Source organism: Halorubrum sp. GN11_10-6_MGM, from assembly GCF_005435165.1.
Lineage (GTDB): Archaea > Halobacteriota > Halobacteria > Halobacteriales > Haloferacaceae > Halorubrum.
On sequence record NZ_SGUC01000008.1, the window covers coordinates 73,636 to 88,426 of the forward strand.

Genomic DNA, 14,791 nt, shown 5'->3' on the forward strand with positions numbered 1-14,791 from the left:
CCGGTTCGGTTAGAACCCTCACAAAGAACATATTCCCTCCGTTGCGGTCAATACAAATACCTACTCTAACACACGTTCACTCTCGGTCTTTCGCTGTTCTGGTTCTTCCGTTTCGATGAGTTGATCGAGACGTCGCTCAAATGCTTCGTCGTCAATTTCGCCCTCCGCGTATCGTCGTCGAAGCGTTTCAATCGGTGTCTCATTTGCGTCGTCTATCTGCTGGTCGTCCTGTGGACTGGATGCTGGAGCCGCATTCGCCTGACGGACGACGCCTAGTGTTAATTGTCCTGATATTCCGAGTATTACTGTACTGACCAAGAGAAACAAGAGGCCTGCCGCAACGTTTCCACTCAGTCCGATAAGTCCGAGCACAAACGCGGGGACACCGAGCAAACCGCCGATGATAGCAATCGCAGTTCGACCAGCGGGGCTGTGGGGGGCATAGCGGTGGACCAATTCGTACACAATACCTCTATGACCATTTTACAACTTAAAAATCGCGGAAGTGGAACTGAACCCCTCTAGAAGATGTATATCTGCTTGGTTAGCGGGACGGAATACTAGCGAGTCAGCATACACGTTCTATCGGTTAGTTCTGGATTTAGATGGAGAAAAACGGAGTTTCCGTGCTATCTACACTCTCTGTATCTCGCACCTCACTACTGACAGAAACTGAGAAGATCTCGTGGGCATTGTTGAATACAGTGCGCGAGTCTTGCACGGAGTGACGTCTCGATTTCAGGCAAACGAAGTGCTCAGTACAGAGGAGACGCCTTTCACAGGCAGGTCCTCGGTAGAGAGCGTCATCTCTCTGGAACGGTCACTCCGCTATTGAGGCCACTGACGGAAGGACGAGCCCGGTCACTGCCATCACCATGCCAATGGCGACTAGTATAGAACCCAAAGTCATGTCACCAGGTGTAGTAAACCCACGTGTGTACATCTGCAGGTCGTGAAACCCACCAGCCAGTACGAATGCGATGCCACACAGTTGGAGTCTCGTCTCAATGGAGGACACAATCGATATCCCCAGGGGGCGAATTTAATCCCTGTCGATATTCAGTAGCGATGTCTGTTTGCTGAGTACAACCTCTGTATCTCGCATCTCACTACTGACAGAAACTGAGAAGATCTCGTGGGTGCTGCTGAATACACTGCGCGAGTCTGTCACCCATCTACAGGCTGGGTGGTATGACGGTTGTACAACCACCATGGATTCTACTACCCCAGATCGAGGGTCACTACTGCGACCAACAATCTGCTTCCTATGAGCGTACTCGAAACGGATAGTCAGCTCTATCCCTTGACATCCTCTCCGCCCTGAAGGGCGAAGATTCCCACGGCCCCGCACCGCTGGTTTGGGATGGTTACGGTTTGTAACCGACAAACTAGTCCAATCCTCAGATATCATATCTGTTAAGCACATATCGATAAAATTACAAAATATGACCAAACAATACATTTCCACTCAGATGATTCCCGAACGAGACGAGCCAGCATTGTATATCAATCCTCGCTCTGAACAAATCGCAGCCTTCGCAGAGGAAGCAGTAGCGGTTGAGGACCAGCCCAAGGTCCGACTGCTCGCAGACTTAGATGAAATCAAAGACGCCCTCCACAGTTTCCTCACGGCCTCAAAGATCGCCGAACTCATCCACCGGGAGCAACTCAGCCTCCGAACACTCACGGAGCCAGTCCAGAATACCATCTTCACAACCGAGTCTGAGGCTGTAGTTCCTGTGATGGACAAGCACAGTATCTCGAGTTCAGATCCCGAGCTGGTCTCATCAGTCTACGGTGAGTTCGACTCCAGATTCGAGGCTGCCGAGCAGTATCACCTCCGGACACCTGCCCTCTCAGTAGTGAAACAGACGCTCCGAGAAGAGATCGGCGACGATATCGCAGCCGAGCTCGACGAAGTCCTCGCACACGCTGAAGAAATTTCCAACAGCAACGAATACCTCAGTATCGTCGAGATCATGCTTATCCTCGCAGCCCGCAACGAGGTCCTCCTCTACGACATCTCGAAATGGGGAGAGGATACAGGTATCGCTTCGAAAGCAACCTTCTCACGGGCCAAATCAGCACTCGAAGATGCTGGCCTCATCGAGACTGAAAAAGTCCCACTAGACATCGGTCGCCCCCGACTTCGGCTTATCGCAACCGACGAGCTCGCGACAGCAAACCTGAAAACACTCTCCACCGAGATCCAGTCTCCGCTGTAGCATCTGCCCCACGACAGCCACCGACTATCGAGACGGGAATACGGTGCTTCTCCAACTCAAGCGTGAGATGAAGCAGTCAAAATCACTGTATAGAGGGTGTGAAACGTATTCTATAACACGCAGTCACCAGATCAATAGTATTTCAAAACTCGACTACGAAAATTGCGACATGTACGATCTTACTGGCTTTCAGCGCGATCTGCTGTACGTAGTTGCCGGACTTGATGACCCCCACGGACTCGCGATCAAAGACGAGCTCGAGGACTACTACGAGAAGGAAATCCATCATGGTCGGCTCTATCCAAATCTTGATACGCTCGTTGAGAAGGGGCTCATCGAAAAAAGTCAGCGCGACCGACGGACCAACGAGTACAGCGCTACTCGCCGGGGCACTAGAGAAATCGAAGCTCGGACTGAATGGGAAGCTGGATATATTGACCACGACGGGTAATCGAACCGCTGTGTCCGAGGACTGTTTGACTCTAGTACTTCGCGTCTCTCGAAAGCCGAACCAAACTTCGAACTCGACTAAACACCCGACAGAGGAGCAACAACTGTTTGTCAATAAGAAGAAAATTTGATTATGATCGAGATCTAATTATGAACTATGAGCAAGACAGAACAATCAAACAACTCTGAAAAAGAGATTGTCGCCGTCACTAAGCACGGCCAGGCGACCATCCCAAAACGGTTCCGCGAAAAGCTCGGGATCGAAGCGCCTGGGAAGGTGTTGTTCCGGGAAACCGAAGCTGGAGAGGTGATCGTTGAACAGGTCCGCTCACCGAGCGAAATGCGCGGCTTTGCCGCCCGTAGCGAAGCGAGTACGGACAAGCCTGCGTCCGAGATCCTCAAAGAGAAACGCGACCAAGACCGGAAAGAACGCGACTCGCAGTTCACAACTGAAGAGTAATGTCGGTTCCTGACCGCGTTGTCTTCGACGCCGAGCCACTGATAGCACACGCCGACGATGAACTAGGCAGCGAGGTTGTAGAAGAGTATCTCGACGCGGTCGCAGTCGAGGACACCGTCGGCTACGCCAGCTATGTGAATCTTGCTGAGATCCGGTACACAATCGCCCGGAAGTACGACCGCGACACAGCCGACGAGTATCTCGACTGGCTGACCGATCTCGGTATCAAAACGGTAGATGCCGGCGATACTTGGACGGACGCCTCGGAGTATACGCTCAAGTATAATCCTGCGCTTGGCGACTCGTTTGCGCTGGCAACAGCTGAACACGTCGATGCGACGCTCTTAGCTGGCGGTGACGACGATTATGACGACGTCTCCGACATCCCGATCGAACGGTTCCGCGACGGTTCCGCGTAGGCACCCGTTCGAAGATCTGGCTTGTCTGTGGCCCCCAACATTCTATGAGCGTCTGACGCACTCTTAAGACTCTCCGATATCTTTGCTCTCTTTGAGGACAAAGACACGTATGAGACTCGGAGTTACCAACCAGAAAGGCGGTGCCGGGAAGACGACCACGACACTGAACGTCGCCGGCGCACTGAACCAGCGTGGCCATGATGTTCTTGTCATCGACCTCGACCCACAGGGACATGCCACTGAGGGGCTCGGCTTCGAAGATCTGTACGACGATCCCGACCGTGACTCGCTGTTCGATGTCCTCCCTGATCTCGACCGGATGGGCGACCTCGAGCAGTTGGCCGTCGAGCATCAGGAGGTCGATGTCGTCCCCAGCCACGAGCGGATGATCAACGCCGAGGACGAGCTCGCGAACGTGATGAAGCGCGAGGAACGCCTCGACATGCTCTTTGACGAGAGCGACGCCGACCAGCGCTGGGACTACATCCTTGTCGACTGTCCCCCGAACCTCGGTGTGCTCACCGACAACGCGATCGTCGCGACCGGGAACGTCTTGATCCCCGCGCAGGCGAAGTCGACGAGCATCCGCGCAATCGAGCTCCTGTTCAAGCAGCTCCGGAGTATCGAGTCTGCGTTCGGCGACGTGGATGAGGTTGGACTCGTTGCGAATGAGGTCGGCGTCGACGGCGAGGCCGAGGAGATGATGGAATGGTTCAAAGACGTCTTTGAGGACAGAGAGAATTGTGAGGTCTTTGAGATCAGAAAACGCGTCGCACTACAGCGTGCGTGGAACGCCGGCGTCTCCATCTTCGAGCACGATGAGGACAGCGACATGGAAGAGGTGTACCTCGACGTCGCCCGCCACTTGGAGGACTACCCCAATGCCTGATGGCAACGAGAAGCGGGACCGGAACCCCTGGGACGATCGATATGACCACGAAGACGAAGACGCCGGCCACGAAGACGACACGTTAACCTCGGAAACGGTAGAGACATCAGAAGCATCAAATACGTCAAAGACCTCAAAGAGCAAAGAAACATCAAAGATGTCTAAGAGTTCAACGACGACAGAGAGCGAGGAGAGCAGCGGGACTGTTCGGGAGCGGAAGAACGTGAACATGTACCTCCCCGAGACGCTTGTCGATGATCTCCAGCTCCGTTACTCGGAGCTAAATGTCGAGTGGCGACGCCGCCACGGCGAGGACATGCCGAAGAACGAGGAGTTCTACCCGGCAGCGGTCCGGGCTGCGCTGGGAGAGTCGTCGATCGAGGAAGAGCTGGGCCTCGATGAGCAATAGCTGCGAACTTTCTATAGCGATATGCGATACATTACACTTCGATCGTGGGGCGTTGTCCGCGATTGATCCCGGATCGAGCCGTGTTTACCCCGGCTTCGAAACAAGAGGATCCACCTCCTCACGGGTGTGAACGCGCCAGACACCACGTTTTCGGTGGTTATATGCCTAGATTCCGAGATTAACGAGGCTATCCCGAGCAGTGGACCCACACAACGATCTCCGAGGTAGTGGTGCTCATAAATTGAGTAACCTATCAGCACTGCCGGTCGATCCACTGACACCACTTCTCGAAGTCTTCCGCTCCGGACTGGTCTGCGATGTTACGGAGTGTTCCAGTTCGGATCCGATCGTGTTGCGGGACGGAGACGACACGGACATCGTCGTCGTTCGTCGGGTGCTCGTATCGAAGCTTGACGTGGCTGCCGGTCCGATCAACGATAGCAAAACGATTCTTCGAGAGTGCTTTGACGACATCGCGTCCAGAAAAATCAGGCGCTCCCATCCGACTTACTGCATGAACTCGGGGAGGCCATCGTGCTCGTCGCGAGCCTGCTGGACTTCATCAGGATCGATACCAAGTTCCTCAAGCACTTCTTTTTCCTCCTCCCAATTGTCGACCGGGTCACCAGTTTCTCCCTTGTGAAGTGCGACTGCCTCGTCAAGATTGTCGAGGGCATCTTGCCGTGTCTCACCCTGGCTCGCGACACCAGTCGCCTCGTCACGGGCGACCCACCAGCCGTCGTCCGCCTGAGTGAGCGTAATCGTTCGCCCACTCCGGACGTCGTCGTTCGTACTCGTTTCGGTGCTCATTATCACCGTGTTACCTGAGCGGCGTGATAAGCATTCGGCCGTTGAGCGGCATTCCGTACAGAATCGACTCAACAACCGAGACATATGCGTACCCTGTAGTTGATGTCAGTCACGTTCGCAGGAGGTCTATCTGAAACAGATTTGCCAGAATATACTGGCTACTATGCCCATTCTCGTCACTGTCCCGCATTCATAGCAGATTCTTGAAACAGAGGGGATGATCGACTTATGCTGAATCTTCGTCCTCAGGTGGATCTTGGTCAGTTGATTGGATTTCTTCCTGAAGCCTCTCCGCGAATCCGGACTGGTCAATAAATCCACCTCCCATACTGGCTGTCAAGACATCCTGCTGATGACTGAGCCAGTCCTTGAATGACTCATCTGTATCGATATCAAGTGTGTATTGATATCCAGTCTGAGGGACCTCAATCGGGTCCATGGTCTGCCTGAAATTCAGCCACTGGGTCGGATGAATCTCCTCTGCTAAGAGCTGTTCAATCACGGCAATGATCTCGTCGTTCGAGATCTCACGACGCAACGTCGGAATAAAATCCACCATGACGTCATCCGGTGTTTCGTTTGACAGGTAGTGGAGATAGAGAGTGGTACCAATCCACTGCTGTTTGAATGAGTCCAATCCACTATCAGAAAGCTCCGAGACAGCTTTCACCCTCGCGTACGGTGCCGACACGAACGAAGACTTCCCGGACCACGTCGACGTTGCTCGCGACGCCCTCGAAGACCCCGACGAGCTGATGGGATACTTCTTGGTGGCGATGACCGAGGGGAAGACCGACTACTACTCTAGCACGGTCCTCGGCGGCGGCACGCCGGTCGCCCTCGCGACGGTCAAGGAGATCGGGGAACTCGCGCAGGCCCTCCTCAAGCACGGGTACGAGAACGGTGTCTCCGACCGCATCCCTGACGAGCTCGCCGACGTCGGTGCGCTCGGCTACCAGCTATACTGGAAGCGAACCGCCTACCCCGACGACCTCCTGGAGGTACACCTCGACGATGATTGAAATCGCCTACACCCCCTGCCGCAACAACTGGTTCGACTAGAGGTCAGTGGGAGCCACGTAGTTCACGAAGACTTGGTGGACCTCGGTATCCAATATGATGGTTAAGACAAACCCAGCGGCCTGGTCACAATCCAAGCACACCCGCAACGGCACCCCCAGCACCGACTGCGACCACCGAGGCGGCGGCGCCGAGCGCGAGGAGCGCGTAGTTCGCGATCGGGTTCGCCGCCTTCGCGACGTCGAGCGTGTACGTGTCGTCTCGGAGCGGCCCGAACGGGCGGATACCCATCGGTGTGAGCACGTCCGCTAGGAGGTGGCCGACGACGATCGTGGCACCGACGACAAACCCGAACGCACCGAGCACGACGGCGCCGGCGAAGCCGGCAGCGCTGCCGAGGAGAGCGCCCGCGACGGCGAGGACGCCGCCGACGAGGAGCGTGAACCACACGGTGTGTGTCGGTCCGCGGTGGCGCACGAACGGCACGCGCTGATCCCAGTCGGGGACCATGGCACCGGCGACGGCGACGGCGCCGCCGGCGAGGGCGAGCTCGACGCCGCCGAGGGCGATCGCTACGAACCCGACCGGCGCGTACGCGACGAGCGAGGCGCCGTAGTGACCTGGTCGGTACATCGTGTCTGAGGCGAGGAGCGCCAGCGGCAACAGCCCTTCGACACCCCGAGTGTTTCGAGCTCCTGACGCTTGTGAGAACTGCTCCTCTGTAAAATAGCAAGGGGCGATTATGACGGAGTTCGATACACAAAAAACACCGTCGACATCAAGCACCTCGGCTTTTACGCCGAAGCGAAGTCATCGAGCGTGCTGCTCTGTGTCTCTTCGATCGTCGGGGGGTGCTGGCTCTCCTCGTCGTCGTGGAGGTACTCCGGTTCGGGGCCGGACCGCGGATTCGTCCCATCGGTGGCGTCGTATACGGCCGCTGTCGGATCGGGGAGTTCGGCCGCATCCGTCACGGTGTGGTCCTCCTCGGTGTCGGTGCTGGCGAGCTGGTTGATCCGGTCGGCGAGTTGGTTGCCGGTGGCCTGGATGTAGGCGACCGCGACCCGCATATCCTCCCATCCCATCAGTGCTTGGAGGTAGTGAGCTTCCATCCCCTGCTCGGCCCAGTAGAACGCCGCAGCGGCTCGGAGCGCATGCGGGTAGAGCCGATCTAGGCTGGCGCGTTCCTGGAGCGTGTTCACCCGGCGATTGATCGTCGACTGAGCGACGTCGAGGTGGCCGACCTCGTCGACGAACGTCTCGACGATCTCGATACTGCGCTCGGAGTAGCCGTAGGGGATCGCGCGGATGCTGGCCTCATATTTCGGCTGCCAGTACACCTCGAGCGCGTCCTCGGCGTCGACGTCGTCGTGTGTCTCCGCGAGTTCTTGGACGCGCTCGCGACAGTACCGACACGAGCAGTCATCGAGCCCGGGGATTTTGATGATCTTCCTGTCGCGGTCGACCCACCCCTCATGGAAATGTATCAATTCACCCGACCGGAGAGTGAGCCGCCCGCTGGCGTGGCAGATGAATCTGTCCTCCACCCGGCGGCCGGGAGTGTCGGCGAGCCCGGCCGCTCGGAGTAGTCGCTTGAACTCATCCCGGCTGGGGGCGTCGGCGGAGGCGTGTCTTACAAGTGCCGAACTCATGGCTGATCAATCTCCTCGGCATCTGGCGACGGTTGAATTCGGAGCATGGTGAGCGGTATAACCTATCTCGGATATATCTCTATAAGAAGTTTCTTGAATTCGCATTAGTAGTATATGAAAAAATAAACAAGAGGTCGACGCAAAAGCGGGGTGAGGCGACGATCGTCGATTCCTAGCGCAAAACCCATGCGTCGGTGTTGCGCTGCTCGGCGCAAAAGCGGGGTTCAACGGACGCAAAAGCGGGGTGTACGCCGGGAGGGCCCTCCCGGCGGTCTGAATCTCCGCGTTGGCTGTGGCGAGAGACTGCCCGAGGAGACCGGGTGTGCGGTCGAGGATGTCGGTCGACCGCGAGAGCGCCGAGGTGGCGATTGACCTTATGTATACTCAGGTCCGTAATTAGGTCGAGATGCTACATAAGGTGACAGTACCAGAAGTCGGGAGATCCACGTTATACTGATGTGTGGAGCCACTTTGGCGGCGCGACCGACACCCGATGTCGACGCAGTCGGGCGTGTTCGATCCGATAGGTAAACCGCCAGCAACGTGTCTGACGCACCGAACTGTCAGGACGCCCGACGGGACGCGGTCAATCTTAACTACAATCCGGGCGGTGAAGTGACAATGTTGGTTAATCTGGGTCGCTCTTGTGTAGAGCTGCGGAAAGACGATTTTACATTTTGTACACCTGCCGCCGTCCAGCGATCTGAGTCCTAGTTGGCGTAGTTAATTCGCTGTGGGTACAACTCAACGGCCCCTTTCCGTGTTTCTACGTAGAAGCGCCGGATCTCGCTCAAGCGCAGCCGTTGACACAGTCCCAACTACGTCGGCAATACTTCCAGAGTCATACTCGATCATCATGGCGATCAGTTGCTCAAATACTTCCTCAGAAACGGTGAGACTGGTGTATCTGTCCGACGGCGTTACCAAATTGCGGCAAGTACGGATCAGCCTACGGTACGATGTTGACCTCAACTAGGGTTAAATCTCGGAAGTACGATTAGCCAATACAACGTGCTCCGTCGAAAAGTGGCGGTCAGTCTCTTACGTCCCATGTCCTAGTTCACACGCTCATAATATAGCGGCTTTCTATCGGATCAACACAGCAAATTATCGGTGTTTCTAGGTCTTCTATCCCGTTTCTAACAATGTGTTATATGACATTACGAGACCACAATATCTAACATCTAATTAGTCATTAGTTCACGACATGGTGGTACTCAGATGGATTTGAACAAGACTGACCAGCTGATTTTAGCAAAGCTCAGAGAGGGGCGATGTACCCCCCGATATTTAGCCGATGAACTCAACCGAAACCAGTCATACGTGAGTCAACGACTACGACATCTTCAGAATGAAGGACACGTTGATCGTGTACATCGAGGGTTGTACCGCAGTGCTGCCGTTGACTCATCTCATGTTTCAGCTGAAGATCTGGTTGAATCGTATGAGCCAGCGGAATTAGTGTCCTCAGTTACCAACTGTAGTCAGCACGATGCTACTACTAATGAAGTGTTCCCAAAGCCGTCATCACTCTCGATCGAATTCGGTACCGATGATGTCTCGACCGTAGTTTCACGTGTCTGTCAATCTGGAACGAGCGAAGAGCAACAAGTCTTGGAGTCCATCTTTCGCGATATCTTATGGACACTCATTCAGGATGGCCAGATAACGAGCAAGGAACTGCGCGCAAAAGTAAACCGTCTAACTGATATTGATGTCGTCGACCTTCGTGATATTCATCAATATATGACTAAAATAAAGAACCGACTTACAACCCACCCCCAGATTACTTTGAAACGTAACTCACCGTCGCAGAAGATAATCTATACTCGCGAATCACCTGTCCTCCGTATATAATGGCAGACCACGTTCAGAATGAAACTGACCGTGGTGAAAGAGACACTCAGCCCGATTAATGTAGACACCGTCAGGCCGAAGTTCCAGACAAACAACACGCCCGCCCCACACTAACCCACTCCTAAATACACTAGCACCCCCGGCCATCTCCCACACGACTCCTCACCCACGCCTGTCTCACTCTCGACGCAAAACTATTGGACGACTCTCTTCAGGCTCACTATCCACTGGCCGTTGAGGTACAAGAAGCGTGTCCCATACTCGCTCATCACCATCGAATCCCTCAAACTCGGAATCACACTTCCGAGAGTGATATCATCGAGTCACTGTTTCAACCCAGCGAGATGCGATCAGTTTCTGCTACCGATTTTCCCGCTTCAGTGATTCCTAACGCGGAAATGGAAAACGACCCCCCGACTGTCGACGCAAAAATGACTCACGAATAGAGCGCGACCCCCCGACTGTCGAAACAAAAATGGCTCACGAATGGACCGCGACCCCCCGACCCTCAATACAAGGCTAACACACGAGTAGAACGCAACCCCTCGGCGAAGTATTCTCAGCAAGCCACACCAATACTGACTCTCTAGCTCTCAGCTATCGAAGACCAACTTCAGTACTTCACAAAGCCGCTTAGTTAGAACGCCTGCTTGCTGAAGGTGTGTCTACGACCCAGCAAGCAGACAGTGAACTCCACGAAGACCAACTCCTTAACTTCCTCGTCAACCAGCTTGACGAGGAAGTTACTCTGAACCTCGCCAACAACGCTGAAATCGATACAGAGGACATCCACGAGGTCCTCGTCGGCGCAACCGCCGACGGGACCTCGATCTCGACGCTCTGTGCGTCGAGTCAGAACGCCCCCGCTGCCAACACGATCCTCTACCATCTCCGGACGAAGTTCGAGCCGGAACGGCTCGAACGAGTCGCTAACACGCTCCTTCGACGAGATATCGTCGAACTGCTTCCCGAGCAGGTGGAGGTCTGTGTAGACCTCCACCTGCGGCCCTACTACGGTGATGAAGACGACACGGAGAACCTCTATCACTCGGAAGCCAAGCGTGGAACCACCGCGTTCCACGCCTACGCCACACTCTACGCGCGTGTGAAGAACAAACGCTACACGCTGGCGGTGCGCCGTCTCGAAGACGGCGACACCGCCAGCAGCGTCCTCGCTGAGTTCTTCGGTGTCCTTGACGGCCTTGACACCGATATCAAGGCCGTCTATCTTGATCGCGGATTCTACGACAGCAAGTGCCTCACGCTGCTTCAAGCACATAACTACGCGTACGTAATCCCGATCATCCGGTGGGGGAAGACGATTCAGCAAGAGCTCTCGGAAGGGTGGAGTCGTGTCATTCAGCATGATCTGACAGGGAAACTCGACGGTCACAGCTGGACCGTCGAGTTTCCCGTCTACATCGATTGTACGTACCTGAACGGGAAGTATGACGACCACGGTGTGGCGCGTCACGGCTACGCCGCTGACGCGCCGTTCATCGAGAGACCACGCGACGCTCGATACCACTACGCGAAACGGTTCGGTATCGAGTCGAGCTATCGGTTGTCCGAGCAAGCGATAGCGACGACAACGACACGAGATGCGATGGTGAGACTGCTGTTCGTTGTGGTGAGTTTGTTGTTACAGAACGCGTGGCGGTATCTTCACTACGAATATGTGGCGACGCCCCGCCGTGGCGGGCGTCGCCTCTGGTGGTGGCCGTACAAGGAATTCGTCAATATGGTTCGACGGGCTGCGTGGACGGCCCTCGCGGTACGTCGGGCCGTCCCCGCGAATCGACCACCAGACGACCGGTTCCACCGGTAGTCACTGACCGAGTACGCCGTCTCGTGAGTGGCAACGCTGTCGCGTCGGCGGCTGAGCGCCGCCGACAGCGACAGCTGCGGCTTCGAACAGCATCGATCAATCGCTACTGATGATTCATTTCGACAGAACAAGTGACTCAAGTCAGGTTAGCTGACGATGCTTTGTGAGGTACTGAACTTGTGCCAGCGTCCTCACACCCCACATCTCCCAAGTCAGCCTCACTCCTTTCGCGATAGCTACCGGCTCGATCACCTCACTACTCAGTGCTTCCTACCACATTTAGTATGGTTTTCACAGCCCAACCGGCCCTGTAAATACCAGACAGCACCGGGATTGCGGTAGTCCATATATAGTCTCGTAAATACCAGACGGCACCGGTATTCGGCGGGTGCGTATTAATTAGCAAGTCCCAATCGCACGACCACCTGGCATTTGCCTATTTACCAGACGGCGGCATGATATGGTCTTCTCGTATATAGTCTCGTAAATACCAGACGGCACCGGTATTGCGGGGGTGTGTATTAACTCTCAGAACACGAGGTGCGACACGCGAACCACCAGCATAAATACCAGACGGTGGCGTGATACGGCCGTCTCGTATATATTCTCGTAAATACCAGACGGCACGGGGATTGCGGCATTCTGTATATAGCCGGTGAACTTGATTCAGATTCTCCAGTAATACCAGACGGCGTGGCGATTGACACCTCCTATATTAATTTATGTATTCTATCTATCTTTTCCTGTAAATACCAGACGGCGGCGGGATTACGGGGGTTCGTATATAGAATTACACCGGCGACAGCGTCTACATACGTTCAGCCATACGACGAGAGAGCTTTAGGGACTCTATTAATGAACTTGGAGCTGTGTAATACGTTCAGCCGAATTCACACAATTAGGGTTCAGGGCAGATGAAGTTCAGTAGATAGTCGCGTAGCGAACGATTCGGGCCGGAGCCAAGAAACAGGCGGGGGAAAGTGGGGGAGACGGGAGGCGGACGAGGAGGGGACTATCAAGGATATGATAGTGGATGGAACCCTGAGTGAGCGGCGCAGCGGACAGGGGATGCGAGGCGATGAACAGGGACCAACGACAGGCGAGTAACGACCAACAACCAGAGGCGACGGACACCACCAACATCGACGGCGACGAGAGACAACCGACCACTCGGAGCGACGACCGAACCCGACGAGGCTGACCGACGATCGATACACCGAGAACGCGGACCCGACGGTCGACGACGGACCACCAGCTGATCGATAGCACCCCAGAGGCAATTGACGACACCAACACCGAGACTGGCCCGGCGGCACCAATCCGACGAGCGACGACGAGAACCGACTCGGAGAGGACACGGATCAACGACGACCGGTGGCGACCAGCCCGACGACCGGGAAGCGACACGGCGACCTTGACCACCGACCAGCATCGAGGATGGACCAGGAGGCGAACGGCGACGAGGGAGACCACCGAGACGACACGACACCCGACGACGAACAGCGGCGGCGGGGCAACGACAGAAGGTGGGGGCCAGATCACAATGCGAGAGTGCGGGGTGGGGCGCGGTCGACGACATCGAGAATCGCGGTCGCGATGTGAGCGGTGTGGTGTGGGTGGGCGGGGAGACGCGACCGTGACCGTACCAGATGTGACGCGACGGTGGGGCGGAGGCGACAACAGCGAGACAGCGATACTACGGGAGCGGCGAACCGACGGGGACGGCGAAGGAAATGACGACATCGCGGACCTCAAAGACGAGTTCGAAGAAGTCGAAGAGCTCGTCGGTGTGATCAACGACATCGCCGAGCAGACGAACATGCTCGCGTTGAACGCCAACGTCGAGGCGGCGCGGAGCAACAGCGACGGCTTCGCGGTCGTCGCCGACGAGGTGAAGAACCTCGCGAATCGCTCGCAAGACCAAGCTGACGAGATCGAAGACATTGTCGCGAGGATCAAGGAGAAGGCTTCCAAAACCACCGCCGAAGTGGACGCAGCCAACGACGTGATACAGTCTGCGAGAGACGACATCAAGCCGTCCTCGAGAACCAAAAACAAATTCTCACGGCAGTTGAGCAAACTGAGAGTGGGATCACCGAGATCGCGGAGGCAACAGACGAACAGGCAAGCGTGACCGAAGAGATATCGAGTGCCGTCGACGACGTCTCCGAACGGGCGACCATCGTGAGCGAGGAAATCGCAGAGATCGCGGCCGAAAACGAGAGCCAGACAGAGATGGTCTCGGATCTCACCCGGCAGGTTGAACAGATTGACCGTAAACTGGCGAGTGTGATGAATCGGTCAGTTTGAGCGGTCCGCGCCCCACAGACAGAACAACACACCCACACCACGTTTCCGCCGTTATCTCCGGAATATCGATAGTTCAGGCCATCTCCTGTAGCCGTCTTTTTTGACATCTCCCTCTGTCTTCAGGCGGAAGAACCCTGACCACAGTTGGGATCTATAACATCGCGTACGATGGCTACTCATGACCTATAGTCACGCTGCTGTCCCCGGAACAGTACTTTCGCCCCGCTCGCCCGAACTATAAGTCACAGAGTCTCTAATTTTGAAGAGAGGGGGCACCACTGAGCCGGTTCCAACAACCGGATCAGCTCCAGAACGGTGTCACACGCTCCCCCTCCCCCTCGAAGTAGCCCGTGAACTCGTGAGAATGACTCCTGATGACCCAGAGACTGTCCGTGGCGACTGCTCGTTCTGTGGCGAGACAGTCACGAGTCGGCACGCAATCATCCACTATGAGACCGCTGGCGG

Annotated in this window: 18 protein-coding genes; 12 read left to right on the forward strand and 6 right to left on the reverse strand. The window is 55.7% G+C overall.

The annotated features are described in order from the left end of the window. Positions 1 to 60 precede the first annotated feature (60 nt). Positions 61 to 465, reverse strand: coding sequence for an SHOCT domain-containing protein (locus EXE46_RS06225; protein ID WP_080508641.1), 405 nt, complete (start codon positions 463 to 465; stop codon positions 61 to 63). A 980-nt stretch (positions 466 to 1,445) separates the two neighbouring features. Here EXE46_RS06225 and EXE46_RS06230 point away from each other — a divergent pair. The 6 genes from EXE46_RS06230 to EXE46_RS17055 all read left to right on the forward strand — a co-directional run bounded on the left by EXE46_RS06230 (position 1,446) and on the right by EXE46_RS17055 (position 4,852). Then, the gene (locus EXE46_RS06230; RefSeq protein WP_089309234.1) at positions 1,446 to 2,225 is read left to right on the forward strand and encodes a DUF5821 family protein; all 780 of its coding nucleotides are present in this window, start codon (positions 1,446 to 1,448) and stop codon (positions 2,223 to 2,225) included. Positions 2,226 to 2,394: 169 nt separating this feature from the next. Then, a complete protein-coding gene (locus EXE46_RS06235; RefSeq protein WP_089309235.1) occupies positions 2,395 to 2,676 on the forward strand; it encodes a helix-turn-helix transcriptional regulator in 282 nt (93 codons plus the stop codon). 156 nt (positions 2,677 to 2,832) lie between these two features. Beyond that, positions 2,833 to 3,135, forward strand: a complete 303-nt coding sequence (locus EXE46_RS06240; protein ID WP_089309236.1) for an AbrB/MazE/SpoVT family DNA-binding domain-containing protein — start codon at positions 2,833 to 2,835, stop codon at positions 3,133 to 3,135. Continuing rightward, positions 3,135 to 3,554 carry a PIN domain-containing protein gene (locus EXE46_RS06245; protein ID WP_089309237.1) on the forward strand — a complete coding sequence of 140 codons (420 nt, stop codon included), beginning with the start codon at positions 3,135 to 3,137 and terminating at the stop codon, positions 3,552 to 3,554. The genes EXE46_RS06240 and EXE46_RS06245 overlap by 1 nt, the downstream gene beginning before the upstream one ends. Before the next feature lie 109 nt (positions 3,555 to 3,663). Continuing rightward, complete coding sequence (locus EXE46_RS06250) at positions 3,664 to 4,443, forward strand: ParA family protein (RefSeq protein WP_089309238.1); 780 nt, start codon at positions 3,664 to 3,666, stop codon at positions 4,441 to 4,443. Then, positions 4,436 to 4,852, forward strand: coding sequence for a hypothetical protein (locus EXE46_RS17055; RefSeq protein WP_199234116.1), 417 nt, complete (start codon positions 4,436 to 4,438; stop codon positions 4,850 to 4,852). Before EXE46_RS06250 ends, EXE46_RS17055 begins: the two co-directional genes overlap by 8 nt. Before the next feature lie 253 nt (positions 4,853 to 5,105). Here the strand turns inward: EXE46_RS17055 and EXE46_RS06260 are convergent, their stop codons facing one another. From EXE46_RS06260 to EXE46_RS06270, 3 genes are all read right to left on the reverse strand, one after another. Further along, on the reverse strand, positions 5,106 to 5,354 hold the full coding sequence (locus tag EXE46_RS06260; RefSeq protein WP_080508782.1) for a type II toxin-antitoxin system HicA family toxin: 249 nt from the start codon (positions 5,352 to 5,354) through the stop codon (positions 5,106 to 5,108). 5 nt (positions 5,355 to 5,359) lie between these two features. Further along, positions 5,360 to 5,662 (reverse strand): type II toxin-antitoxin system HicB family antitoxin, encoded by a 303-nt coding sequence (locus tag EXE46_RS06265; RefSeq protein WP_137687583.1) that lies wholly within the window; start codon positions 5,660 to 5,662, stop codon positions 5,360 to 5,362. 226 nt (positions 5,663 to 5,888) lie between these two features. Continuing rightward, positions 5,889 to 6,164 (reverse strand): hypothetical protein, encoded by a 276-nt coding sequence (locus tag EXE46_RS06270; protein ID WP_137687584.1) that lies wholly within the window; start codon positions 6,162 to 6,164, stop codon positions 5,889 to 5,891. Between the two features lie 100 nt (positions 6,165 to 6,264). Between EXE46_RS06270 and EXE46_RS06275 the strand changes: the two genes are divergently transcribed. Then, positions 6,265 to 6,684: a hypothetical protein gene (locus EXE46_RS06275; protein ID WP_137687585.1), complete on the forward strand. Its 420-nt coding sequence runs from the start codon at positions 6,265 to 6,267 to the stop codon at positions 6,682 to 6,684. A gap of 124 nt (positions 6,685 to 6,808) precedes the next feature. Here EXE46_RS06275 and EXE46_RS06280 read toward each other — a convergent pair whose 3' ends face one another. Together EXE46_RS06280 and EXE46_RS06285 are read right to left on the reverse strand one after the other, a co-directional pair. Beyond that, entirely contained in the window at positions 6,809 to 7,315 is a 507-nt protein-coding gene (locus tag EXE46_RS06280) for a metal-dependent hydrolase (protein WP_099288823.1), read from the reverse strand. 161 nt (positions 7,316 to 7,476) lie between these two features. Further along, positions 7,477 to 8,331: a site-specific integrase gene (locus EXE46_RS06285; protein ID WP_137687586.1), complete on the reverse strand. Its 855-nt coding sequence runs from the start codon at positions 8,329 to 8,331 to the stop codon at positions 7,477 to 7,479. 1,221 nt (positions 8,332 to 9,552) lie between these two features. Between EXE46_RS06285 and EXE46_RS17685 the strand changes: the two genes are divergently transcribed. The 5 genes from EXE46_RS17685 (at position 9,553) to EXE46_RS17375 (ending at position 14,326) form a co-directional block, all read left to right on the forward strand. After that, positions 9,553 to 10,188, forward strand: coding sequence for a helix-turn-helix domain-containing protein (locus EXE46_RS17685; RefSeq protein WP_342765018.1), 636 nt, complete (start codon positions 9,553 to 9,555; stop codon positions 10,186 to 10,188). A gap of 661 nt (positions 10,189 to 10,849) precedes the next feature. Next, positions 10,850 to 12,016, forward strand: coding sequence for an ISH3 family transposase (locus EXE46_RS06295; RefSeq protein ID WP_137687587.1), 1,167 nt, complete (start codon positions 10,850 to 10,852; stop codon positions 12,014 to 12,016). A gap of 1,437 nt (positions 12,017 to 13,453) precedes the next feature. Beyond that, positions 13,454 to 13,618 (forward strand): hypothetical protein, encoded by a 165-nt coding sequence (locus EXE46_RS16785; RefSeq protein WP_158413928.1) that lies wholly within the window; start codon positions 13,454 to 13,456, stop codon positions 13,616 to 13,618. Between the two features lie 34 nt (positions 13,619 to 13,652). Further along, positions 13,653 to 14,150, forward strand: coding sequence for a methyl-accepting chemotaxis protein (locus EXE46_RS17370; RefSeq protein WP_241981505.1), 498 nt, complete (start codon positions 13,653 to 13,655; stop codon positions 14,148 to 14,150). Then, on the forward strand, positions 14,147 to 14,326 hold the full coding sequence (locus tag EXE46_RS17375) for a hypothetical protein (protein ID WP_238992731.1): 180 nt from the start codon (positions 14,147 to 14,149) through the stop codon (positions 14,324 to 14,326). The genes EXE46_RS17370 and EXE46_RS17375 overlap by 4 nt, the downstream gene beginning before the upstream one ends. Positions 14,327 to 14,791 lie beyond the last annotated feature (465 nt).

Coding starts and splice junctions, on each gene's coding strand:
- EXE46_RS06230 (WP_089309234.1), top strand. CDS start 1,446: ATGACCAAACAATACATTTCCACTCAGATGATTCCCGAACGAGACGAG.
- EXE46_RS06235 (WP_089309235.1), top strand. CDS start 2,395: ATGTACGATCTTACTGGCTTTCAGCGCGATCTGCTGTACGTAGTTGCC.
- EXE46_RS06240 (WP_089309236.1), top strand. CDS start 2,833: ATGAGCAAGACAGAACAATCAAACAACTCTGAAAAAGAGATTGTCGCC.
- EXE46_RS06245 (WP_089309237.1), top strand. CDS start 3,135: ATGTCGGTTCCTGACCGCGTTGTCTTCGACGCCGAGCCACTGATAGCA.
- EXE46_RS06250 (WP_089309238.1), top strand. CDS start 3,664: ATGAGACTCGGAGTTACCAACCAGAAAGGCGGTGCCGGGAAGACGACC.
- EXE46_RS17055 (WP_199234116.1), top strand. CDS start 4,436: ATGCCTGATGGCAACGAGAAGCGGGACCGGAACCCCTGGGACGATCGA.
- EXE46_RS06260 (WP_080508782.1), bottom strand. CDS start 5,354: ATGGGAGCGCCTGATTTTTCTGGACGCGATGTCGTCAAAGCACTCTCG.
- EXE46_RS06265 (WP_137687583.1), bottom strand. CDS start 5,662: ATGAGCACCGAAACGAGTACGAACGACGACGTCCGGAGTGGGCGAACG.
- EXE46_RS06280 (WP_099288823.1), bottom strand. CDS start 7,315: ATGTACCGACCAGGTCACTACGGCGCCTCGCTCGTCGCGTACGCGCCG.
- EXE46_RS06285 (WP_137687586.1), bottom strand. CDS start 8,331: ATGAGTTCGGCACTTGTAAGACACGCCTCCGCCGACGCCCCCAGCCGG.
- EXE46_RS17685 (WP_342765018.1), top strand. CDS start 9,553: ATGGATTTGAACAAGACTGACCAGCTGATTTTAGCAAAGCTCAGAGAG.
- EXE46_RS16785 (WP_158413928.1), top strand. CDS start 13,454: ATGGACCAGGAGGCGAACGGCGACGAGGGAGACCACCGAGACGACACG.